This window comes from Sphingosinicella sp. (assembly GCF_041916975.1).
GTDB lineage: Bacteria > Pseudomonadota > Alphaproteobacteria > Sphingomonadales > Sphingomonadaceae > Sphingosinicella.
The window spans coordinates 3,164,537-3,185,352 of sequence record NZ_JAYRYK010000001.1; the positions used below are offsets into that span (position 1 = coordinate 3,164,537).

The 20,816-nt window shown below is 66.2% G+C and carries 22 protein-coding genes; 7 read left to right on the forward strand and 15 right to left on the reverse strand.

Annotation, left to right across the window (positions count from 1 at the left end; genetic code table 11):
* The first annotated feature begins 12 nt into the window (after positions 1 to 12).
* Entirely contained in the window at positions 13 to 567 is a 555-nt protein-coding gene (locus tag ACE3TJ_RS15050) for a hypothetical protein (protein WP_374597536.1), read from the forward strand.
* On the opposite strand, the gene ACE3TJ_RS15055 is transcribed toward ACE3TJ_RS15050, so the two are convergent.
* From ACE3TJ_RS15055 to crcB, 5 genes are read right to left on the reverse strand one after another with little or no spacing between them, the layout of a single operon-like run.
* Positions 521 to 1,243 (reverse strand): ATP12 family chaperone protein, encoded by a 723-nt coding sequence (locus ACE3TJ_RS15055; RefSeq protein WP_374597538.1) that lies wholly within the window; start codon positions 1,241 to 1,243, stop codon positions 521 to 523. The two genes, ACE3TJ_RS15050 and ACE3TJ_RS15055, sit on opposite strands and share 47 nt — an antisense overlap.
* Positions 1,240 to 1,461, reverse strand: coding sequence for a hypothetical protein (locus tag ACE3TJ_RS15060; RefSeq protein ID WP_374597540.1), 222 nt, complete (start codon positions 1,459 to 1,461; stop codon positions 1,240 to 1,242). The genes ACE3TJ_RS15055 and ACE3TJ_RS15060 overlap by 4 nt, the downstream gene beginning before the upstream one ends.
* Positions 1,458 to 2,123, reverse strand: coding sequence for an HAD-IA family hydrolase (locus tag ACE3TJ_RS15065; RefSeq protein WP_374597542.1), 666 nt, complete (start codon positions 2,121 to 2,123; stop codon positions 1,458 to 1,460). Before ACE3TJ_RS15065 ends, ACE3TJ_RS15060 begins: the two co-directional genes overlap by 4 nt.
* Positions 2,120 to 3,247, reverse strand: a complete 1,128-nt coding sequence (locus ACE3TJ_RS15070; RefSeq protein WP_374597544.1) for an RluA family pseudouridine synthase — start codon at positions 3,245 to 3,247, stop codon at positions 2,120 to 2,122. Before ACE3TJ_RS15070 ends, ACE3TJ_RS15065 begins: the two co-directional genes overlap by 4 nt.
* Complete coding sequence (crcB, locus tag ACE3TJ_RS15075; protein WP_374597546.1) at positions 3,244 to 3,609, reverse strand: fluoride efflux transporter CrcB; 366 nt, start codon at positions 3,607 to 3,609, stop codon at positions 3,244 to 3,246. The genes ACE3TJ_RS15070 and crcB overlap by 4 nt, the downstream gene beginning before the upstream one ends.
* Positions 3,610 to 3,843: 234 nt before the next feature.
* On the opposite strand from crcB, the gene ACE3TJ_RS15080 reads away from it, so the two are divergent.
* Entirely contained in the window at positions 3,844 to 4,527 is a 684-nt protein-coding gene (locus ACE3TJ_RS15080) for a PEP-CTERM sorting domain-containing protein (RefSeq protein ID WP_374597548.1), read from the forward strand.
* Here the strand turns inward: ACE3TJ_RS15080 and ACE3TJ_RS15085 are convergent.
* From ACE3TJ_RS15085 to ACE3TJ_RS15100, 4 genes are read right to left on the reverse strand one after another with little or no spacing between them, the layout of a single operon-like run.
* Complete coding sequence (locus ACE3TJ_RS15085; protein ID WP_374597550.1) at positions 4,524 to 5,372, reverse strand: hypothetical protein; 849 nt, start codon at positions 5,370 to 5,372, stop codon at positions 4,524 to 4,526. The genes ACE3TJ_RS15080 and ACE3TJ_RS15085 overlap by 4 nt on opposite strands.
* A complete protein-coding gene (locus ACE3TJ_RS15090) occupies positions 5,369 to 5,710 on the reverse strand; it encodes an MmcQ/YjbR family DNA-binding protein (RefSeq protein WP_374597552.1) in 342 nt (113 codons plus the stop codon). Before ACE3TJ_RS15090 ends, ACE3TJ_RS15085 begins: the two co-directional genes overlap by 4 nt.
* Positions 5,707 to 7,062, reverse strand: coding sequence for a serine hydrolase domain-containing protein (locus ACE3TJ_RS15095; RefSeq protein ID WP_374597554.1), 1,356 nt, complete (start codon positions 7,060 to 7,062; stop codon positions 5,707 to 5,709). Before ACE3TJ_RS15095 ends, ACE3TJ_RS15090 begins: the two co-directional genes overlap by 4 nt.
* Positions 7,046 to 8,359 (reverse strand): replication-associated recombination protein A, encoded by a 1,314-nt coding sequence (locus ACE3TJ_RS15100; protein ID WP_374597556.1) that lies wholly within the window; start codon positions 8,357 to 8,359, stop codon positions 7,046 to 7,048. Before ACE3TJ_RS15100 ends, ACE3TJ_RS15095 begins: the two co-directional genes overlap by 17 nt.
* Before the next feature lie 150 nt (positions 8,360 to 8,509).
* Between ACE3TJ_RS15100 and ACE3TJ_RS15105 the strand changes: the two genes are divergently transcribed.
* Positions 8,510 to 9,091, forward strand: coding sequence for a PadR family transcriptional regulator (locus tag ACE3TJ_RS15105; protein ID WP_374597558.1), 582 nt, complete (start codon positions 8,510 to 8,512; stop codon positions 9,089 to 9,091).
* Positions 9,092 to 9,093: 2 nt separating this feature from the next.
* On the forward strand, positions 9,094 to 9,381 hold the full coding sequence (locus tag ACE3TJ_RS15110; protein WP_374597560.1) for a DUF2218 domain-containing protein: 288 nt from the start codon (positions 9,094 to 9,096) through the stop codon (positions 9,379 to 9,381).
* Positions 9,382 to 9,384: 3 nt separating this feature from the next.
* On the opposite strand, the gene ACE3TJ_RS15115 is transcribed toward ACE3TJ_RS15110, so the two are convergent.
* From ACE3TJ_RS15115 to ACE3TJ_RS15140, 6 genes are all read right to left on the reverse strand, one after another.
* The gene (locus ACE3TJ_RS15115) at positions 9,385 to 10,632 is read right to left on the reverse strand and encodes a dicarboxylate/amino acid:cation symporter (RefSeq protein WP_374597562.1); all 1,248 of its coding nucleotides are present in this window, start codon (positions 10,630 to 10,632) and stop codon (positions 9,385 to 9,387) included.
* A complete protein-coding gene (locus tag ACE3TJ_RS15120; RefSeq protein WP_374597564.1) occupies positions 10,629 to 12,218 on the reverse strand; it encodes an amidohydrolase family protein in 1,590 nt (529 codons plus the stop codon). Before ACE3TJ_RS15120 ends, ACE3TJ_RS15115 begins: the two co-directional genes overlap by 4 nt.
* A gap of 110 nt (positions 12,219 to 12,328) precedes the next feature.
* On the reverse strand, positions 12,329 to 13,315 hold the full coding sequence (dgcA, locus tag ACE3TJ_RS15125) for an N-acetyl-D-Glu racemase DgcA (protein WP_374597566.1): 987 nt from the start codon (positions 13,313 to 13,315) through the stop codon (positions 12,329 to 12,331).
* Entirely contained in the window at positions 13,303 to 14,310 is a 1,008-nt protein-coding gene (dgcN, locus tag ACE3TJ_RS15130) for an N-acetyltransferase DgcN (protein ID WP_374597568.1), read from the reverse strand. The genes dgcA and dgcN overlap by 13 nt, the downstream gene beginning before the upstream one ends.
* 98 nt (positions 14,311 to 14,408) lie before the next feature.
* Positions 14,409 to 15,293 carry a LysR family transcriptional regulator gene (locus ACE3TJ_RS15135; RefSeq protein WP_374599427.1) on the reverse strand — a complete coding sequence of 295 codons (885 nt, stop codon included), beginning with the start codon at positions 15,291 to 15,293 and terminating at the stop codon, positions 14,409 to 14,411.
* A gap of 67 nt (positions 15,294 to 15,360) precedes the next feature.
* Positions 15,361 to 15,852: a flavin reductase family protein gene (locus tag ACE3TJ_RS15140; RefSeq protein WP_374597570.1), complete on the reverse strand. Its 492-nt coding sequence runs from the start codon at positions 15,850 to 15,852 to the stop codon at positions 15,361 to 15,363.
* A 185-nt stretch (positions 15,853 to 16,037) separates the two neighbouring features.
* Between ACE3TJ_RS15140 and ACE3TJ_RS15145 the strand changes: the two genes are divergently transcribed.
* The 3 genes from ACE3TJ_RS15145 to ACE3TJ_RS15155 all read left to right on the forward strand — a co-directional run bounded on the left by ACE3TJ_RS15145 (position 16,038) and on the right by ACE3TJ_RS15155 (position 20,812).
* On the forward strand, positions 16,038 to 17,066 hold the full coding sequence (locus tag ACE3TJ_RS15145) for an AraC family transcriptional regulator (protein WP_374597572.1): 1,029 nt from the start codon (positions 16,038 to 16,040) through the stop codon (positions 17,064 to 17,066).
* A gap of 113 nt (positions 17,067 to 17,179) precedes the next feature.
* Positions 17,180 to 18,412 carry a styrene monooxygenase/indole monooxygenase family protein gene (locus ACE3TJ_RS15150; RefSeq protein ID WP_374597574.1) on the forward strand — a complete coding sequence of 411 codons (1,233 nt, stop codon included), beginning with the start codon at positions 17,180 to 17,182 and terminating at the stop codon, positions 18,410 to 18,412.
* A 51-nt stretch (positions 18,413 to 18,463) separates the two neighbouring features.
* Entirely contained in the window at positions 18,464 to 20,812 is a 2,349-nt protein-coding gene (locus tag ACE3TJ_RS15155; RefSeq protein WP_374597576.1) for a TonB-dependent receptor, read from the forward strand.
* Positions 20,813 to 20,816 lie beyond the last annotated feature (4 nt).

Sequence of the window (20,816 nt, forward strand, 5' to 3'; positions counted from 1 at the left end):
GGGGAGGGAGATATGGGCAGACTGCTCGTCGGCAGCCTCGTCGCTGCCGTTGCAATGTTCCTGATCGGCTTTGTGTTCTTCGGTACGCCTTTGTTCTCAAACGCCTACAAGACAGCACCTTTCGAAACGCAGGTGGCGGTGCAGGAGGCGTTGAAGGCGCTGCCTGCGAGCGGCACCTATTTCATTCCGATGGGCGAGGACGAGGCGGCGATGGCGGCGCACCGCGCCGGGCCGACGGCGATGCTGCGCGTGAACCTGCAGGGATCCGAGATGATGGACCCGATGGTGATGGTGAAGGGCTTCGTCCACATGGTGGTCTCGGCCTTCCTGCTTGGCCTCCTGCTGCTGCGCGTCGCGCCGAAGATCTGGAACTTCGGGGAACGGATGGGGATCGTGGTGGCGGCAAGCCTCGCGGTCGTCGTCTTCTCCCGGCTGGGTGAGCCGATCTGGTTCGGCGCGGACTGGCCGTTCACACTCTACGTGGCGGTGACCGACCTGATCTCGCTCGTCGTCGCGGGGTTCATCCTCGCGAAGTGGTTCCTGCCGAAGTCGCATCCAGCAGGCTGAGAAAGCGGGCGGCGGCGTCGAACGCGGCACGGCGCGCGGTGCGCGCGGCCGTCGCTTCGGCATCGTCGCCCCATTTTTCGGCCTGATACAGCTCGTCGAGATGCCCCGCGGCGAACGCCGCTTCCGCATCGACTTCGCCCTCGGCGAGCGCCAGCGCGATGACAAGCGAGCCTGCGATGGTGACGAGAGGCTGCATCGCGGCGAGCCTGTAGGCGTCCATGCCCTGAAGCGCAGCGGCAAGGCGCTGGACTGCCGTCGCGTCCTGCGCGATGTGCGCGATACCGTCCGTCACGCGCAGTGCGGCATCGTAACGCGTGCGTGCGAAGGTCACGAACGTATCCCACGCTTCCGCCTGACACGCCGCGAGGTCGGCGGGCGCATCGGCGCGGTAGCAGACAAGGTCGGATTCCGCATAGGCCGCGAGGCCCGCCGCGAACGCCTTCGGGTCCGGCAGCACGTGATCGATCGCCGCGTTGGCAAGGCCGGTCATCGGCATCGTCGCGGGCGCGATGCTACCGCCCTGCGCGTCCCATTCCTCGGCGACCGCGGCGGCGAGCGCGGCGGTCGGCAGGGAGAGGAACGCGCGCTTCGGCGTCCGCACCGGGCGCCCGTCGAGCGTGATCCGCCACGCGCCGTCTTCGGGAACGGCGGCAACCGCCGTGTAGAACCGCTTCACTTGCCGCCTGTATCCTTGCTGCGCCACGCCCGGCGCAGCAGCGCGGGGATGATCAGCGTTTCAAGCAGGCCGATGAGGAAGATGGCTTTCCCGATCAGCTCGTCCTGAAAGCCGCCGATGCCTTTGCGCCAGATGAGCAGGCCAACGCCCATGAAAATCAGCCCGCCCACGCGCAGAACGTTCAGCAGGATCCAGCGGTTCTTCGCCGGATCGTTCACGCCTGCCGCTCCAGCTCGGCGATCAGCGCGCCGAAATCGGCGACGACATGCCGCGCGCCCGCGGCGGTCAGCTCATGCGCCTCGTGATAGCCCCAATCGACGCCGATCGCGCGCGTACGCGCTGCCACAGCCATTTCCATGTCGAACACGGTATCGCCGATCATCACCGTGTCTTCTGCCCGCGCGCCGGTTTCCGCCATCGCCGTCTGGATCATCGACGGGTGCGGCTTGGAAGGGTGCCGGTCCGCCGTCTGCAGCGTGACGAAGCGGCCGTGAATTTCGTGGTGCATCAGTGTGATCGCGAGGCCCCGGTCGGATTTGCCCGTGGCGACGCCGAGCAGCCAGCCGCTGCGTTCAAGCTGGATGAGCCCGTCCCGAACCCCAGGATATAGCGGCTCGGCCGCAAGCCCGCCGTTCGCGCGCCGGCCCTGAAAGGCGAGCTTGTAGTCCTCCGCGAGCCGGTCGTGAAAGTCTGCTTCCGCATCCGGCAGCAGCACCGCCATCGCCTCGGCGAGAGACAGGCCAACAACACGCCGCACGGCATGCCGGTCCGGCTCATCGAGGCGGTGCTTCGCGAAGGTATCGGCCATGCAGTCGATGATGTTCGCCTGGCTGTCGACGAGTGTACCGTCGCAATCGAAGATCGCGAGGCGGAGCGTCATTTCTTGCCCCGTTTGGGCGCGACGCGTCCGCTGCCCCGGCGGCTGCGGTGCGTATCGCGGCGCTCGCGGCGGGCGTCGCGCGCCTTGTGCCGGGCCTTCCGCTCTTCGGCGCCGGGATCGACGAGTTCTTCTTCAAGCGGAAGGTCGCCGATCGAGGCGTCGAAGCCGATGGTGGCGAGGCTTTCGGCGAAGTGCGGCGCGGGATCGGCCTTGATGTCGAGCATCTTGCCGCCCGGAAGCTCGATCACCAGCCGCCGCGCGTGCAGGTGCAGCTTGCGTGAGACGCTGCCCGAAAGGAACGCTTCCTTGCCGCCGTATTTCGCATCGCCGACGATGGGATGGCCGATCGCGGCGGCGTGAACGCGAAGCTGGTGCGTGCGGCCGGTGAGCGGCTGCATCTCCAGCCATGCCGCCCGGCTGGCAGCACGCTCGATGCGGCGATAGCGCGTCACGGCGCGCTGCCCCCCGGCTTCATCGATATGCATCTTCTCGCCGCCGGTGCCCGGCTGCTTGCTGATGGGCAGCTCGATCATGCCGTCGCGGATATCGGGCACGCCCATCACGATCGCCCAGTAGAGCTTCTTTGCCGTGCGGCCCGCGAACGCCTTCGAGAAATGCGCCGCCGCGCGCGCCGTCCGCGCGAGGAGCAGCACGCCGCTCGTATCCTTGTCGAGCCGGTGGACAAGCTTCGGCCGGTCGGTGCGATCGAACATCAGCGCATCGAGCAGACCGTCGACATGCTCGGTCATCTTCGTGCCGCCCTGCGTGGCGAGGCCCGCGGGCTTGTTGATCACGATCGCGTACTCGTCGCGGTAAATGACGAGGCTCTGCGCGAACTCGATCTGGTCGTCCGTCAGCGCCCGGCGTTCAGGCTTCTTCACCGACATGATCGTCGGCGCCGCCGCTTCGGCCGGGGGCACGCGGATGCTCTGGCCGGTTTCGATCCGGTCGCCCGGCTGCGCGCGTTTGCCGTCCAGCCGCAGCTGGCCGGTGCGCGCCCACTTGGCGACGGTGGTGAAGCTGGTGTCGGGCAGGTGCCGCTTGAACCAGCGGTCGAGCCGGATGCCGTCGTCGTCCTCGCCGACGGTGAATTGGCGGACGCCGTCGCTGTCGTTCTCACTCATACCAGCGTCTTTCCGATGAAAAGCGCGGCAATCGAAAGCGCGACCGAAGCCGTCACGTAACCGATTGCGGTCAGCGCCGCGCCGCGCTCCAGCATCGCCACGACGTCGAGCGAGAAGGCCGAGAAGGTCGTGAACCCGCCGAGCACGCCGACGCCGAGCAGCAGACGCAACGGCTCGCTGCCGCCGCGCTCCGCGAGGATGCCGACAAGCAGCCCCATCAGAAGTCCGCCGCCGACGTTCACGATCAGCGTCGCCCAAGGGAAGCTCGGCCCCATGAGGCGCAGCGACGCCATGCCGACGCCATGCCTGAGCATTGCGCCCGCAGCGCCCCCGATTCCGACGATCAGGAAATGTTGAATCATGGCCCGCGCTTCTGAGCCATAGGTCGGCATCCGTCCACCCTTGTTGTGGCGCTTCTTCGGCTTCCGGCCATTTCGAATACGTCACAAATAATCGTCGGAATACATTACAGAAATTTATGAATATAACGATCGTGAAACGCCAAATAAAAGAAAATAATCAGAAAATCTTGTTGGTATAAATATTGCTTAAAATCATCCTGTTGGGAGAATGGATTTTTATTACGGGAGGTAAACATGAAACGAGTCGCCGCTGCTCTTTCTATTGCTTTTGCCCTGTCTTTCGTTTCACTTCCGGTACAGGCTGCCTTGATCGCGGATGGATTTACATTTGCCGTTGCCAGTGCTGGCGATGATTTCAGCGTCGGCACGCATTTCCATTCGAACACCGGCGGCGCCTTCGGCAATCCGGCCGGCAAAGCCGAGGTCGGTCGCTATTCGACGGAGGAGGTGCGCGGTCTTTCGGAGTATGATCTCACGGGCCTCGCCGCATCGCCGGCCGCCTTCGTGACGTTCAACGTGTTCAAGGCGGGCGGGCTTTTCGTCGGCGAAAACGACACGCCGTTCGATGGTACGATCGACATCGAGATTTACCAGGGCAACAACACCGAGGATCTCTCGGACTTCGAAGCGCCCACGGTGGCCTTTGTGATGAGCTTCGCCACGGCCGGCCTTTCGGTCGGCGAGGTGATCAGCGCCGACATCACGACATGGTTCAACCAGGCGATTACCGACGGTTGGACCAGCCTCGGCATTCGCCTGCGCAACGAACCGCTGCACGCCACAAGCCAGGCGTGGACCTTCGATCTGTTCCGCCTCACGACGGAAGATGAAACGACTGCGATTCCAGAACCGGGCGTGCTCGGTCTCCTCGGCATCGGGGTCGCAGCGCTCGGCATGGCGCGACGCCGACGGTCTTAGAGTACGCCGAACGTCCAGCCCTCGGTGCGTGCGACAGCCGCATCGAGGGTTTCCGGGCTCCAGTATGCGGTGTTGTCCGCAACGGCGCGCAGACCCGCCGCCGCCACGAGAACGTCGGTCTGATTGTCGTTCAGCGGCCTGCGGCTGCGCATCGGCCGCGCGCCGAGCCCGGCAAGCGCCGTGTTGAGATCGGCAAGGCTGCGCAGCTTGAGCCCGCGCCCGCCGGAAAGGCGAATGAAAGCGCGGCAATAGATCTCGACGAGCAGCGAGCCTTCGGCGGGCGGTGGATCGAACGGCCACACCGGCACGCGCCCGGCGAGATGATGCAGCAGGCGCATCCCCGCGAAGCTCGCCTTCGCCACCTGCGCCGCACCGATCGCATCGAACACGGTGGAAGGCTTGCCGCCGCCGCCCGCGTTGAACGCGTCTTCGCAGACGCGAAGATGCATGAAATCGGCTTTCGTGCCGTCCGCCTTGCCGAAATAGAAATGCCGTCGGAAGCTGCGTTCGAGGAAGGATGCGGCGCCAAGGTCTTCATCGTCGCAGGCGGTGTCCACGAAGGCCCAGAAGCTCCGTGCGTCATCCGGCGCGCTATCTCCCGGCAGATAGGCGCCGCGCGCGACGAACGGCGGCGCGAAGCTGAAATCCATGCCCACGAGTGTTGGCGGGCCGTCGGCAAGCGCCGCGATCCAGTCCAGCACCTCCGTGCGGGACCAGACATGGCCGGGCTTCACCAGCCGGGGCGGCGCGTCACCCGCCTCGGCGATGCCGACCGCGATGCCCTTGTGGCGGCTGCCTTTCGCGCCGGACCAGTCAATCGCGGCGAAACGCGCGAAACGGCTCAAGCCTTTTTCCTGCTGCGCGGTTTGGGCCTGCCCGCCTGCCATGCGTGGGCGCGTTCGATCATGGCGTGCACGCGCTCGGGGTCGTCCGTCTCAAAGCGAACCAGCACGGCAGGCCAGCCTTCATAGTGCGGCGATTGCCAATAGGTGGCGGGCTCGGTTTCCTTCAGCATCAGCACCGTGTCCATGTCGATCTGCAGGCAGAAGGAGCCCGGCTCGTGTCCGGTGTTCACGAACGCGCGGCCGTTCACCTTCACGGCGGGCTGGCCGTAGCTCGTGGAACGTTCCGCGCCGGGCAACGTCACCGCGAACGCGGCGACACTGTCCCAGTCGAGGCTCATTTCAGGGTTTTCAGCACGGATGCGGCAAAGCCCGCGATGTCGAAGCGCGTGCCCGCGTGATCCTCGCCGCGGCGCACGATCACGATGTTGCGGCTCGGTACGATCACGATGAACTGGCCGCGGTTGCCGAAGGCGCCGAACGTGTCCTTCGGGATGTCGTCCCGCGTGTTCAGAAGCCAGAAGGTCGCGCCGTAGCCGACACCTTCGTCGCCCGGCTGCGGCCCCGAAGGCGTGCTGACGTAGCGGACCCAGCCCTCGGGTAGCAGGCGCTCGCCGTTCCACACGCCGTCGTTCAGGTACAGGAGGCCGAGCCGCGCGAAATCGCGCGCCGTCGACCAGACCTGCGAGGAGAGGATGAAATTGCCGCGCCAGTCGGTTTCCGCAAACGTGTGCGTCATGCCGATTTTCCAGAACAGCTCGGTGAACGGGAAGGCATTGTATTTCGCGTCGTCGCCAATCGCGGCGCGCAGACCATAGGCGGCGAGCAGCGTGTCGTTGTTGGCATAGCGGAAGCGTGTGCCCGGCTTGGCTTCCAGCGCCTGTCCGGGCACATTCTCGTCGACATGCGTGCCGCCGAAATAGATCGCGTCGGTGCGGTTGCCCGCGAAGTCGCTGTGGAGGCCTGATGCCATGCGCAGCAGATTGTCCGTGGTGATCGCGGCGCGTGGGTCTCCGGGCGCCTGCCATTCGGGAACCGGCGCGGGTTTCGCGGGGTCGATCAGGCCCTTGTGCGCGGCAACGCCGATCAGCGTTCCGGTCATGCTCTTGGCGGCGGACCATGTGCGCTGCGGCACGTGCTGTCCGAAGCCTTCGGCGTATTTCTCGGCGACGATGCGGCCGCGCTGCACGATGACGACGCCGGTCGTGCTCGATGTCGTGAACGCCGCGTCGATAGCGGCGGCAAGTGCCTTGGCGTTGCCCTTCGGCTTCGCCTCGGCGCCGACATCGCCATAGGGCCAATCGGGTGCGCGGATGAACTGCGGCGGGGACACGGAGAGCGTTGGTAAGTTCACGGTCGTCGCGCCGATCGGCAGGCCGGTGCAGCCGAGCCATGGGCGCCATGCCGCGATGCGCGGCGGCAGCGCGGGGTCGAACGTCACCGATACCGTTTTCGCCGTCTCGTCGATGCGCGCTTCAAGGGTCGCGAGCAGCGGCGCGACATTCTCCTGCGTGCCGGCAAGCTCATAACGGTCGATCGCCTCGGGCGTGCGCCCGGCGCTGAACACGCCGCTGCAAACGAACTGCGCCTTGTAACCGGCGGCAAGCGCGCGCGTGTAGGGATCGGCATCCGCTGCCACCGCCGCGCTGCTCAGCAGCATCAATGCTGCGACAAGGCTATTTCCGGCGTTCACGGCGTTCCTCCCACCAGGCCAGCCGCTCGCTGACACGCTTCTCGAAACCCCGTTCGGTGGGGCGGTAATAGGTTTCGGGCTGCATTTCGTCAGGCCAGTAATTGTCGCCCGAAAAGCCGCCTTCGGCATCGTGATCGTAGGCGTAGCCCTTGCCGTAGCCGATGTCCTTCATCAGCTTGGTCGGCGCGTTCAGGATGTTCGCAGGCGGCATCAGTGATCCTGTTTCGCGTGCGCTCCGCCACGCCGCCTTCTGCGCCACGTAGGCGGCGTTCGATTTGGGCGCGGTCGCGCAGTAGAGGCAGGCCTGCACGATCGCGAGTTCGCCTTCGGGGGAGCCGAGGAAGTCGTAAGCGTCCTTCGCGGCCATGCACTGGATGAGCGCCTGCGGGTCGGCAAGGCCGATATCTTCGCTCGCGAACCGTGCGAGGCGGCGCAGCACGTAGAGCGGTTCTTCGCCCGCCGTCAGCATTCGCGCGAGATAATAGAGCGCCGCCTGCGGATCGGACCCGCGCAGCGATTTGTGGAGCGCGGAGATGAGGTTGTAATGCCCCTCGCGGTCCTTGTCGTACACGGCGACGCGGCGGTGCAGCAGGTCGCGCAGGCCAGCAGGATCAAGCGGCGCGTCGAGGTGCACCGACATCAGCGTTTCGATCTGGTTCAGCAGGAAGCGCCCGTCGCCGTCCGTCGAATGGAGGAGCGCCTCGCGCGCTTCGGGCGTGAGGGGGAGGGGGCGGCCGAAATCGGCTTCCGAGCGTTTCAGCAGCTCTTCGAGCGCCGCTTCATTGAGCCGGTGGACGAGCAGCACCTGGCAGCGCGAAAGGAGCGCGGCGTTGAGTTCGAAGCTCGGGTTCTCGGTGGTGGCGCCGACCAGCGTCACCGTGCCGTCCTCCACGAAGGGCAGGAAGCCGTCCTGCTGCGCGCGGTTGAAGCGGTGAATCTCGTCCACGAACAGCAGCGTCTTCTGCCCGATCTTCGCGTACTCGCGCGCCTCGGCGAACGCCTTCTTCAGATCGGCGACGCCCGAGAACACAGCCGAGATCTGCACGAAGCGCAGGCCCACCGCGTCGGCGAGCAGGCGCGCGATCGTGGTCTTGCCGGTTCCGGGCGGCCCCCAGAAGATGATGCTCGAAAGCTTCCCCGCCGCCACCATCCGCCCGATCGCACCCTCCGGGCCGGTCAGGTGTTCCTGCCCCACGACTTCATCCAGCGCACGCGGCCGCAGCCGCTCGGCAAGCGGTGCGTCGGCGGCAGGCCGCGCGTCGGGGCGCGGAGACTCCTTGGCGAAGAGATCGGGCATGAGGCGCGGACTTTAGAGCCTGATCGTTTGAGGGGAAAGCGCGGTGCGCTCTCACCTCAAACGATCAGGCTCTCATCCAAAAGCATCTTGCATTCGATGCATTAAGATATATCTTAGAGTCAATATAATGAGTCGAAAGGTATCGAAGATATGAGAGAACACAGACATGGCCACCACCCGCGGTGGCGCGGTCGTCGCGGTTGGGGCGGCTTTGCCGAAGCCCTCGCCGGCCTCGGCGCTGCAATGGAAGGCGACGAGCACGGACGCGGCCATCGCCGCCGCCGACTCGGCGCGGGCGAGCTGCAACTGCTGCTGCTCTCCCTGATCGAGGAAGCGCCGCTCCACGGTTACGCGATGATCGAAGCGATCGAGGCCCGCACCGGCGGCGCCTATGCGCCGAGCCCGGGCGTCGTCTACCCGACGCTGACGCTGCTCTCCGACATGGAGCTTGCCGAGGAGCGCGCCGACGGCAGCCGGAAACTCTATGCGGTCACGGCGAAGGGCAAGGCGCACCTCGACGAGCGCCGCGAGGAGCTGAACGCCCTCCTCGAACGGCTCGACGCGGCGGGCGAGGCGAACACCCGCGCCGACGCCGCGCCGGTCTGGCGCGCGATGATGAACCTCGGGTCCGTACTCAAGGGCCGCATGTGGGATCGCGGCGCCGACCGCGAGGCGATGCTGGAAGCCGCGCGCATCATCGACGAGGCTGCGCAAAAGATCGAAAGACTCTGAACATGGCGAGCGCAACCGCCGCCGTTCCGACCACGAACGGCAGCCGCTACATGCAGCAGCTCTGCAAGCACTGGAGCCACAAGTTCGACGTGAGCTTCGACAAGGCGCAGGGCCGGATCACGTTCCCCGAAGCGACGGTCATCATGACCGCAGAACCGGAAGCCCTCGCCGTAGTTCTGGATGCCGACGATCCCGCCGTCCTCGAACGGATGAAGGACGTGCTGGCAAGCCACCTCGACCGTTTCGCCTTCCGCGAGGCGCCGCTACCGTTCCGCTGGCTGAATGCCTGAAGTCTAGACGGTTTCCCGCGTGGGGGACGTGCTGCCCAGCTCACCCTCCCAGTGTGCAACCGTCGTCGCAGCAGCGAGGTTGGCGCAGGCGCTCGGCACCGTGCGCATCATGTCGAGCAGCCGATCGAACGGCAGGATGAACCCGACGATGAGCGCAGCCTGCTCGGTTGTGACGCCGACGGCGTTCAGCACCGCGGCGAGCATGAACAGCGAGGCGGACGGGATCGGTGCGGTGCCGAACGCGGCAAGTGCGGCCGTGAGGAAGATGATGACCAGCATATCTGCACTCGGCGTGATCCCGAGCGCCTGAAGGCTGAACAGGCTGAGCAGGCCGACGTACATCGCCGTGCCGTCCTTCCCGATGGCGGCGCCGATCGGCAGCACGGTCGAGGCGATGGGCGTCGGCACGCCGAGATTCTCGCGCGCGACACGCAGCGACACCGGCAGCGTTGCCGAAGACGAGGCGGTCGAGAAGGCGACCGCGAGCGCATCGATGATGCCGCGGAAGAAAAACGGCAGCGGCACACGCGCGATGCTCCGCACGATCACGCTGTGCACGACCCCCATCTGAAAGAGCGCGCCGAGCGCCACGCAGAGCGCGAGCAGGCCGATGTTGGTGAAGACGGCAAGGCCGTTCGCCGCGATGGCGCCTGCCGTCAGCGCGAAGACGCCGAAGGGCGTCGTTTCCATGACGACGCGGATCATCTGGAACAGTACGCTTGCCGCCGATTGCAGGAGCGATGCCACCGGCTTTCCGGCCTCGCCGGCAAGGATCGTGGCGATGCCGAGCATGAGCGAGAAGAAGATGATCGCGAGCATGTCGCCCGCCACCAGTGCTTCGAACACGTTCGTGGGAACGATGCCGACGAGCTGATCATATGTGGATTTCGGATCGCCGAGCGGACGAGGCTCCGCACTGCCGAGATCGGCGCCGATCCCCGGCTCCACGATGAGCGCGAGCACCATGCCGATCGCAACACCGATGCCGGTCAGCACCGCGAACAGGCCGATTGTCCGCCCACCGACCGAGCCGAGCCGCTTCGGATCGCCGAGCGAGGATACGCCCGACGCGATCGTGACGAACACGATCGGAACGACGAGCATCCGAATAAGGCGGATGAACAGGTCGCCCAGGATCGCGACCGAATCGGTTGCCGCAGGCCACAGCAGGCCGAAGGCGACGCCGAGCGCGAGCCCGCCGAGTACCCGTTTCCAAAGCGCGATGCCGAACCATGCGCGGATGAGCGTCATGAGCAGGCTCCCGCTTTGGGCGTGCGCGGCAATCCCCGGCCCGCGGCGACGCCCGTGGGTGCGCCGTCCTCCACCGCGACCTTGCCGTTGACGATGACCGTGCGGACGCCCTTCGCGAACAGCGCGGGCTGCGCGAAATCGGCACGAGGCGCGTAGGTTGCGGGGTCGAAAGCGATCACATCGGCGAACGCGCCGGGCGTCAGCCTGCCGCGGCCCTGGAGCGAAAATGCGTCCGCAGGCAGGGCGGTGCTGCGTTCGATGAAGTCCCTGAGCGGGATGACCTTGTTCGTCTTCACGTACGTCTCGTATTTCCGCGCATAGGAGCCGTAAAGGCGCGGATGGCCGGTGGAGGCATCCGAGCTGGTCATCACCCACGGCTGCTTCATGAACGCGGCGATATCGGCCTCGCTCTGGTTGAACGACGCGACGCCCGCTGGCGCGCGCCTCAATATGGCGATTGCGGCCTCAATGGGTTCGACGCCGCTTTCCTTCGCGATCGCTTCGAGCGTCTTGCCGACAAGATCGTCCGGCCCGGAGGTGATCAGCAGCGAAGCGGCGCCGCCGCGCCGCCGCAGGTTCTCGCGCATTTCGGGGCGGAGGCGTGCAAGCGTTTCCGGCTCGTCGAAGCGTTTCAGCATCGCCGCGCGCCCGCCATCTTCCGCCCAGCGCGGCAGCAGCGATGCCGAGAGCCCGGTGCCGGATGCCGACCACGGATACTGATCGGCGTGAACGATCTGTCCGGCGGCGCGCGCCGCCTCGATCTTCGCGATGATCGCAGGCGCCTGGCCATGCACATCGACGCCGAGCGCCTTGATGTGTGCGATGTGGGCGGGCAATCCCGCTTCACGCCCAACGGTGATGGCTTCGTCGATCGCAGCCGAGAGCCCGATCGTGTAGCTCGATTCGTCGCGAATGTGGCTGTCGTAGATGCCCCCGCGCGTTGCCGCTTCTTTGGCCAGCGCGATCACCTCATCCAGCTTCGCGAAGCTCTGCGGTGCGTAGAACAACCCGGTCGAAAAGCCGAGCGCGCCGCTGCACATCGCCGAGGCGACGAGCGTTTTCATTTCGGAAAGTTCGGTCGCTGTCGGCGCGCGGTCATCCTGCCCCACGACCTTCGTGCGAACGGCGCCGAAGCCAACGTATGCGGCATAGTTGATGCCGACCGGTCGCACCGCCGCGCTGCCCAGAACCTTCGCCGTGTCCGGATCGCCGTAGCCGTCGTTGCCGATGAACGCCGTAGTGACGCCCTGCATCAGGAACGGCAGGACGAGCCGCTCGGCGGCGTCATCGCCCGCGATCATGCCGTTCACGTGCGTGTGCGTATCGATGAAGCCCGGGGCGACGATCAGGTCCCTCGCATCGATCACGCGCTTTGCTCTGCCGGGGGCTTTTTTGCCGACGTAGGAAATGCGGTCACCGGTGATCGCGACATCGCCAACAAAGGCCGCAGCAGCGCCGGTGTAGATGGTGCCGCCCTTGAGAACGAGATCGGCTTCGGCAGCGGAGGCTGCGAGGAGCGGCATTGCCGTGAACGCCGTCGCGGCCATCGCCGTGCGCACCTTGCGCTTCAGCCCTCGAACACCCATCGCGCCCCCCTCGCTTGCTGTCCCTATCCGCCGATCCGACTGTGCAGGTGCAGCATGGGAAAGAAAAGCGGACAGGCCATTGTATGCGTTTGTATACATATAACGAGAGGCTATGCACCGCCCCATAGCGTAGGAGAGGGCGGTGTCAGAATGCCGTTGGAGCAGGTAACGCCGCCCGCGCGGTCGTTTGCCAGCCAGACCGGGCCGTCGAGATCGGTGAACGCCGCGTCTGCAGCGATAATGAGCGCGGGCGCAATGCTGAGCGACGAGCAGATCATGCACCCGGTCATCAGCCCCATGCCCTTTGCGCGCGCAGCATCGGCGAGCTCAAGCGCGGCGGTGAGCCCGCCTGTCTTGTCCAGCTTGATGTTGATGACCTGGTATTTCTGCATGAGCGCATCGAGATCCCCGGCGACGTGCGCGGATTCGTCTGCGGCGATCGGCACCGCCGAGCGAAAGCCTTCGAGCGCGGCGTCTTCGGCGGCGGGAAGCGGCTGCTCCAGCAGATCGATGCGGAGGTCGACGAGCAGCGATTGCAGATCCCGCACCTCGGCGATCGTCCAGCTTTCGTTCGGATCGACGATGAGCTTCGGCTTCGGCGCGGCGGCGCGCACGGCCCTGATCTGCGCCGCGGGGTCGCTGCGATCGACCTTCACTTTGACGAGCGGCACGTCCGCGAGCTTCAGCGCGGCGGCGCCCATGGCTTCGGGGGTATCGAGGCTGACCGTGAGCGCGGTCGGCGTCGGTCCAACCGGCGCACGGCCGATGAGCGCGGTGACGCTCTTTCCGGCGAGCCGGGCTTCGAGATCCCAGAGCGCGCAATCGACGGCGTTGCGGGCGGCGGACGGCGGCATCAGCGCATTGATTTCGGCGCGCCCCGCACCGGCTTCGATCGCGCCGCGCACGCTCTCGATCGCGGCGAGCGCGCTTTCGATCGTCTCGCCGTAGCGTGGATAGGGCACGCCCTCGCCGCGCCCGAAGTGGCCCTCCGCGGCGATTTCCACGGTGACGACGTCGGCGGCGGTCTTCACCCCGCGCGAGATGCGGAACGGGGCGACCAGCGGGAAATTGTCGCTGCGGGCGATCAGGCTTCGCATGTGAGAATCCGGTCGATGATGGGTTCCACGCCCATGGTGACCGGATCGACGCAAGGCAAGCCAAAAGCGTCCGACGTTTCGGCGCAAAGCTTCGCAGCCGCCTCCGGCGTCATCTTGGAGGTGTTGAGCGCGATGCCGACGGCTTTCACATCGGGGTTGGTAAGGCGTGCAGTGCGCAGGTTCGCTTCGAGGCAATCGGCAAGACTTGGCAGCTGATAGTGCGGCAGGCCGCGCATGTGCGGGCGATTCGGCTCGTGACACAGCACCAGCGCGTCGGGCTGCGCACCGTGCAGCAGCCCGGTGGTGACGCCCGCGAACGAGGGGTGGAACAGCGATCCCTGGCCCTCGATGAGATCCCAGCCGCCGTCGTGGCGTGCGGGGGAGATGTGCTCGATCGCGCCCGAGATGAAGTCCGCGACCACGGCATCGAGCGGAACGCCGTCGCCCGCGATGAGGATGCCGGTCTGGCCGGTCGCGCGGAAATCGGCGGGCACGCCGCGCGCCTGCAGCGCGCGGGCGAGGTGGAGTGTCGTGTACATCTTGCCCACCGAACAGTCCGTGCCGACGGTGAGCAGACGCTTGCCTGCGCGGCGGGCACCGTTGCCGACGGGAAGGTCGGGCGCCGGATCGCGGACGTCGAACAGGGAAACGCCCTTCGCCTGCGCGGCGGCAACGAGGCGCGGCTCGTCGCGCAGGCGCTGGTGGAGGCCCGATGCGATGTTGAGGCCCGCCTCGATCGCGGCGAGCGCATCCTGCACCAGATCCTCGCCGAGCGTGCCGCCCGCGTTCGCGATGCCGAGCACGAGCGTCTTCGCGCCCGCCGCGACGGCCTCTTCGATGGTCAGGCGGGGAAGGCCGAGTGTGAGGCCGCAATCATCGTGGCGAAACTCGCCGACGCAGTCTTCGCGGCGGAAAACCGCGAGTCCGCGCGAGGTCTTGATCCCGATCTCGTCGTTCGAATGACCGAGATAGAGGAAATAGGGACTGGGGATCATCGCGCACCTTTTTGCCATGCAATCTGTTGCCTGGATGCGATAGACGCGAGGCGCGCGCCCGGCTTCATATCAAGCGCCGTCACCCCTATAACGCGGGTCTATAGGGCCTCAATGACCTCGCTCAGCACCTTCAGAAACGCTGTCGCGAGGCCGGAGGGTGGGCGGTTCTGCAGGTGGACGGCGTGGATGTCGAACGCCAGTGAAGGCTGGATCGGACGGAAGGCGAGGCCCGGCGCCCTGGCGGCTTCCGCCGTGAAATTATCGACGATCGTCATGCCGACACCCGCCTTCACCAGTGCGGATGCGATGTAGAAGGTCCGCGCCGAGACGATCTCGTTCAGTTCGACGCCCACGCGCTGAAGTTCGGCGGAGAGGAGCCGGCCGATGGGGCCGCTCTGGATCGGGCTGATGAACGGCCGGTCCCGCAGCATCTCAAGCGGGATGCGCGGCGGCGCGTCCGGCATGTCCGCTTCCCGGTAGAGCACGACGAGTTCGCCCTCGCCGAGCCAGCGGTGGGAGACGGGCGCGGCGGGCGGCACTTCGTAGCTGACGACGATGTCCGTCTCGCGTTCGTAGAGCTTGCGGACCATGTCGTCGTGGTGGACCGTCTGCAGATCGAAGCTGACGCCCTCGTGATCGCGGAGGAAGCGGGCGACGGCGTCCGGCAGCGCGCTGAGGCTGAGCGAGGGAAGGGCGGAGACGCGCAGCGTGCCGCCGCGTCCGTGCCGCAGGTTCTGGCTCGCCTGCCGCAGCGAATAGACGCGCGTCTGGATCTCGGCGACCTCGGCGAACAGCGTGTGCGCGTCTTCGGTGGGCACCAGTCCGCTCTTGGCACGCTCGAACAATGGGAAGCCGAGCAGCATCTCGGCATGGCGCAGCACCTTCGTCACCGATGGCTGTGAGACGTTGAGCGCGCGCGCGGCCGCACTGACGGACCCGTTGCTGTAAACGGCGTGGAAAATCTCGATGTGACGCAGGTTGATCATGGAGGCCCATCCTCCCGTCCGGGGTGGGCCTGCGTCAATCCCGATTGTGACCGAAAACGCGCGTTTAGGCTATGTCGGGCACGGCGAGGCGTGCAAACCGGCCTTCGTGGTAGAGTAGCGGATCGTCGGCGCCCGTGATGTGAACGGCGTCCACATCGCCGATGACAAGACCGTGCGTCGCAAGCATGGTGATGCTGTGCACGCTGCATTCGAACGCGGCGAGCGCCGAAGCGAGCCGCGGCGCGCGGTCCGTCGTGCGCACCCACGCCCCGGCGGCGAAGCGATCGCCCGGCGCCGCGCCGATGCCCGCGAAAACCTCCGCAGCGGCGCGGTCGCCGCTGCCGACGAGGTTGACGCAGAACCGGCCGTGGCGGCGCAGGATGTCGAACGTCGCGCCGCCGCTGTTCAGGCAGGCGAGGAGGCGCGGCGGCTCTGCCGTCAGCGAGCAGACCGCCGTGGCGGTGAGGCCGCCCGCGTCCTCGCCTTTGCCCGCCGTCACGATCGTCACGGCCCCGGCGAGCCGGCGCATTCCCCGGCGGAAATCGTCTGTCTGCATGTCCGTCCTCACCTGATCACTGGGCCGCGATTCGTAGATGGTGAGAATCGGGGCCGCTATCCGGCCGGCGACGCCGATTGTCCGCTCCGCGCAAGACCGCCGCGCGATTGACGGAGGGAAGCGCTCTTCAATAAGCTGCGGCGTCCGCGTGGAGGGCGCGGATCGACATCGCCGAAAGTCCGCCGATGACAGCGTCACCTGATCCGGGGCTGCTCGCGCTGTGCGAGATGAGCCCGCTCGCCGCCCATAGCCGCTTCGCTTCCACCGACCGGGACGAGGTGCAATCGCACGTGGCCGACGTGTTCTGCGGCCACAGCCTCAGCGTGCTGAACCGCGCGCAGCCTCTGGACGCCGAGCTGGATCACATCCGCCTCGGCGGTGTGGCGCTGGCGATCATGCGCTACGGCGCGGACGTGATCGTGGAACCGGGCGTGCTTCAGGATTTCTACCTTGTGCAGATCCCGACGCGCGGCAAGGCGCGCATCAGCTTCGGGCGCGACGATGCGGTGATCGAACCCGGACGCGCTTCGGTGCAGCATCCCGCCGCGCCGCTCAGGATGCACTGGGATGCCGCCTGCACGAAGGTGGTGCTGCGCTACGACCGCGTCCGCTTCGAGCGCTTCGTGGAGGGCTGCGTCGGCCGCCCGCTGCGCGAGCCGTTATACCTGCGCCCGGAGATGGACCTTTCGGGCATCGCCGGCCAGATGCTGCTCGACCAGATCAAGTCGGGCCTGCGCTGCGCGAGCAAGCTCGGCGGTGCGGCGCTGCCGCCGCTCCTTGCGGCGCATCTGGAGAACAGCCTGATGAGCACACTACTGTTCACGCAGCCGCACGACCGCTCCGAAGAGTTCGCAGGCGCCATCGACGGCACCGAACCACGCCTCGTCACGCGCGTGCGCGACTATCTCGCCGCCCACGCCGACGAGCCGATCGACATGGCGATGCTGGCGGAAGTCGCAGGCGCGCCTGTGCGGACGATCTACCATCAGTTCAAGCGCACGCTCGGCATCGCGCCGCTGCAGCTGCTGCGCGACATCCGCATGGACCGCGTACGCCGCGACCTGATGGACGGCGGCGTCGATGCCAACGTCACGCGCATCGCGCTCGGCTGGGGCTTCGAACACCTCGGCCGCTTCGCCGCGCAGTACCGCGAGCGCTTCGGCGAAACCCCGCGCGACACGCTGCGCCGCCACCGCACCGGCCGGATGAACTGACGCTCCCAGCGCCGCTTGCACGCACCGGATAGTCGTTGCCGCCAGCGGATTGTGGGCGGCTCCCATGTTTCTAGTCTTTCCGCATCGGCCAATTCGGGATGTCGGGAGGGACTATGGCGAGGATCGCGATCGTGGGCGCGGGGCAGGGCGGATTGCACCTTGCGATCGGGCTGCTGCACGGCGGCCACGAAGTGACGGTGCTGTCCAATCGCACGGGTCAGCAGATCGCGGACGGCACCGTCACGTCGAGCCAGTCGATGTACGGCATGGCGCTCGCGCTCGAACGCGAACTCGGCATCGATTTCTGGGAGCACGGCAGCCCGCAGTACGGTGCGGCCTCCATGTGGATCGGCGATGGTGCGGGTAACCAGATGCTGCGCTGGGAAGGCGCGATGGACGTGCCGGGCCAGTCGATCGACCAGCGCGTGAAGATGCCGCGCTGGATGGCGCATTTCGAGTCGCTGGGCGGCACGCTGCGCTACGAGGACGCCGACATCGAAACGCTGGAGGCGCTCACGCTGGAGCACGACCTCGTCGTCGTCGCGTCCGGCAAGGGGCCGATCGGACAGCTCTTCGCGCGCGATCCGTCGCGCTCGCCCTACACGCAGCCGATGCGCGTGCTCGCGCTTACCTACGTGAAGCCGATGCTGCCGCGCGAAGGCGGCCCGGCGATCAGCATCAACATCAATCCCGGCATCGGCGAGTTCGTAACCTTCCCGGGCCTGACGCTGAGCGGCGCGTGCGACATCTTCACGATCGAATGCGTGCCGGGCGGTCCGATGGATTGCTGGGACGATGTACGCACCCCCGCCGATCATCTGGCGGTGAGCGAGCATCTGCTGCGCACCTATTTCCCCAAGGAAGCGGAGCGCATCGACGGGAAGCTCGTACTCACCGACGAAGGCGGCGTACTGCGCGGCCGGGTGACGCCCACGGTAAAACATCCGGTCGGCCGCCTGCCGAGCGGGCGCGTCGTGCTCGGCCTCGGCGATGTGCTCGTGCTCAATGATCCCATCACGGGGCAGGGATCGAACAACGCATCCAAAGGCGCGAAGATTTATCTCGATGCGATCAACGCCCATGCGGGGGTGTTCGATGACGAATGGATGACGACTGTTTTCGAGCGTTATTGGGACTACGCACGCTGGGCGGTCGCCTACACCAACATGACGCTGGGGGCGCCGCCCGAGCACATGCTGCGCATTTTGAAGACCGCGGAATCCGATGCCGGTCTCGCGCACAAAATGGCGAACAGCTTCAACGATCCGAAATCGATCTCGCCCTGGTACTTCGATCCCGCGGCGGCAAACGATTTCCTCGCCGCGCGCGCCCGCGCCGCGGCCTGAACTTCATTCGAAAAAACAAGAAACAAATATCAACACCAGAGGGGGTGACCTATGATGAAATCGCGATATCCGCTTGCCTGTTTCCTGCTTGCCACCACAGCAGTCATCGAACCCGCGCTCGCGCAGGATGCGCCCGATACGGCGAGCGACTCCGCACTCGGCGAAGCCATTGTCGTCACAGCGCGCAAACGCGAGGAATCGCTTCAGGAAACGCCGATCTCGATCACCGCGTTCAGCGGACGCGGCCTTGAAGCGCGCGGCATCCAGACGACCGAGGGCATTGCCCAGATCACGCCCAACCTGACGCTGCAGAACAACCCGGCGTTCAGCGGCGCGAGCAACAGCGCGACGATCTATATTCGCGGCGTCGGCCAGCAGGATTTCGTGCCTACGGTCGAGCCCGGCGTCGGGGTCTATGTCGACGGCGTGTATGTTGCGCGCTCGATCGGATCGATTCTCGATCTCGTCGATTTCGAACGCATCGAAGTGCTGCGCGGGCCGCAGGGCACGTTGTTCGGACGCAACACGATCGGCGGCGCGATCTCGGTGACGACCAAGGCACCAGGGCAGGAATTCGAGGCGTCTGGATCGGCGACCTACGGCACCGATGATCTCTTCGTGCTGAAGGGCTCGCTCAACCTGCCGCTCGGCCCGCGCGCAGCGCTGCGCGCATCGGTCGGCTGGTTCAATCAGGACGGCTACGTGACGCGGACGTTCGACGGCAAGAAGCTCGGCGATTCCGATCGCCTCGCCGGACGCGTCGCGCTACGCCTCGAACCCGTCGACGGCTGGACCGCCGACCTTGCCTTCGACGGCACCACGGCGCGCGAGAACGGTCCGGCGATCAGCCTCATCGGCATCAACTACGGCCGCACCATCGACCCCGCCACACCACCGTTCGCCGACATCAGCAACATCATCGCGAACGTGATGAGCGGCGGTGGCATGGTGCCCTGCGCGACCGCCGCCGCACCGATCAACCTTGCCGTCGCGGGATGCTACGACAACCGCTACGTGCTCGGCCCCGATACCAATGCGGGGACGGCACCGTCCTATTCGCGTTCCGACGTGTGGGGTCTCAGCCTCACCAACAGCTTCGAACTTTCTGATAGCCTCGATCTCAAGTCGATCACCGCATACCGCCACCTCAGCGGCAGCTTCGCGCGCGACGGCGATGGCTCGCCCGCCGTGATCGCGCAGTTCTACGACCGGCTGAAGCAGAAGCAGTTCAGCCAGGAAATCCAGTTGCTCGGCAAGAACTTCGACGAGCGGCTGAACTGGATTCTCGGCGCCTATTATTTCAAGGAAAGCGGCATCAACACCAACCGGCTGCTGTTCACGATCTCCGAGTTCCAGTCGGGCGGTGATTTCAAGAACGAAAGCCTTGCCTTCTTCGGGCAAGGCACGCTGAAGATCGGCGAGCGCTTCAGCCTCACGGCGGGCCTGCGCTACACCGAGGACGAGAAATCCTTCCACCCCGACCAGTTCATCATCGAAAACCGCGCCGCGTTCCTCGGGGCGCCGTTCGACAGCCCGATCTTCGCGGAAGGCACGCGCGTGCTCCCTGACGTGAACGCCAAGGTGAAGTTCAGCGAGATCACGCCGATGGTGAACCTGTCGTATGACGTGGCGGACGGGCTAATGACCTATGCGACGTGGTCGCGGGGCTTCAAGTCGGGCGGCTTCAGCCAGCGCGTGTTCCCGCCGATCATCCCGGGCGTGACGACGCCGATCACCGATCCCGTCGCGGCGATCCCATCCTTCTCGCCGGAGAAGGTCGATGCCTACGAACTCGGTGTGAAGTTCCAGACGCCGGACCGCGCGCTGACGCTCAATGCCTCGGCGTTCTACACCGATTACAAGGACATGCAGGTGCAGGTATTCACCAGCGTGGCGCCGGTGTTCCAGAACGCGGCGAGCGCATCGATCAAGGGCTTCGAGCTTGAAATGCAGGCACGGCCGCTCGCCGGGCTGACCATTGAGGGCACGGCGGGCCTCACCGACGCCTCTTATGACAGCATCGACGAGACGACGACGTTCATCGATCCCGAGAACGCCTTCGAGCGTGTCTCCAAGTGGACGCTGTCGGCGGCGCTCACCTACGAGCACGAACTGGCGGGCGGATCGACGCTGCGGCCGCGTGTCGATTGGTCGTGGCGCAGCCGCTTCTACAACAACACGTTCAACACGCCGGAGATTGCCCAGAGCGGCTATCATCTCGTGAACGCCAGCCTCGGCTGGACGTCGGCGGACGAGCGCTTCGGCCTGCAGGCAGGCGTGAAGAACATCGCCGACAAGCGCTACCTTGTCTCGGGCATCACCGTCGACGCAATCCAGGCGTTCGAAGGCGTCTACAACCGGGGCCGCGAGTGGTCGCTGACCGCGAGCGTCCGCTACTGATCAC

Excerpts from the sequence above, each read along its gene's own strand:
- ACE3TJ_RS15145 (WP_374597572.1), top strand. The coding sequence starts at position 16,038 with ATGACAGCGTCACCTGATCCGGGGCTGCTCGCGCTGTGCGAGATGAGC.
- ACE3TJ_RS15100 (WP_374597556.1), bottom strand. The coding sequence starts at position 8,359 with ATGCCCGATCTCTTCGCCAAGGAGTCTCCGCGCCCCGACGCGCGGCCT.
- dgcN (WP_374597568.1), bottom strand. The coding sequence starts at position 14,310 with ATGATCCCCAGTCCCTATTTCCTCTATCTCGGTCATTCGAACGACGAG.
- ACE3TJ_RS15140 (WP_374597570.1), bottom strand. The coding sequence starts at position 15,852 with ATGCAGACAGACGATTTCCGCCGGGGAATGCGCCGGCTCGCCGGGGCC.
- dgcA (WP_374597566.1), bottom strand. The coding sequence starts at position 13,315 with ATGCGAAGCCTGATCGCCCGCAGCGACAATTTCCCGCTGGTCGCCCCG.
- ACE3TJ_RS15150 (WP_374597574.1), top strand. The coding sequence starts at position 17,180 with ATGGCGAGGATCGCGATCGTGGGCGCGGGGCAGGGCGGATTGCACCTT.
- ACE3TJ_RS15070 (WP_374597544.1), bottom strand. The coding sequence starts at position 3,247 with ATGAGTGAGAACGACAGCGACGGCGTCCGCCAATTCACCGTCGGCGAG.
- crcB (WP_374597546.1), bottom strand. The coding sequence starts at position 3,609 with ATGATTCAACATTTCCTGATCGTCGGAATCGGGGGCGCTGCGGGCGCA.
- ACE3TJ_RS15110 (WP_374597560.1), top strand. The coding sequence starts at position 9,094 with ATGGCGAGCGCAACCGCCGCCGTTCCGACCACGAACGGCAGCCGCTAC.
- ACE3TJ_RS15155 (WP_374597576.1), top strand. The coding sequence starts at position 18,464 with ATGATGAAATCGCGATATCCGCTTGCCTGTTTCCTGCTTGCCACCACA.
- ACE3TJ_RS15090 (WP_374597552.1), bottom strand. The coding sequence starts at position 5,710 with ATGAGCCTCGACTGGGACAGTGTCGCCGCGTTCGCGGTGACGTTGCCC.
- ACE3TJ_RS15120 (WP_374597564.1), bottom strand. The coding sequence starts at position 12,218 with ATGGGTGTTCGAGGGCTGAAGCGCAAGGTGCGCACGGCGATGGCCGCG.
- ACE3TJ_RS15065 (WP_374597542.1), bottom strand. The coding sequence starts at position 2,123 with ATGACGCTCCGCCTCGCGATCTTCGATTGCGACGGTACACTCGTCGAC.
- ACE3TJ_RS15080 (WP_374597548.1), top strand. The coding sequence starts at position 3,844 with ATGAAACGAGTCGCCGCTGCTCTTTCTATTGCTTTTGCCCTGTCTTTC.
- ACE3TJ_RS15050 (WP_374597536.1), top strand. The coding sequence starts at position 13 with ATGGGCAGACTGCTCGTCGGCAGCCTCGTCGCTGCCGTTGCAATGTTC.
- ACE3TJ_RS15115 (WP_374597562.1), bottom strand. The coding sequence starts at position 10,632 with ATGACGCTCATCCGCGCATGGTTCGGCATCGCGCTTTGGAAACGGGTA.
- ACE3TJ_RS15105 (WP_374597558.1), top strand. The coding sequence starts at position 8,510 with ATGAGAGAACACAGACATGGCCACCACCCGCGGTGGCGCGGTCGTCGC.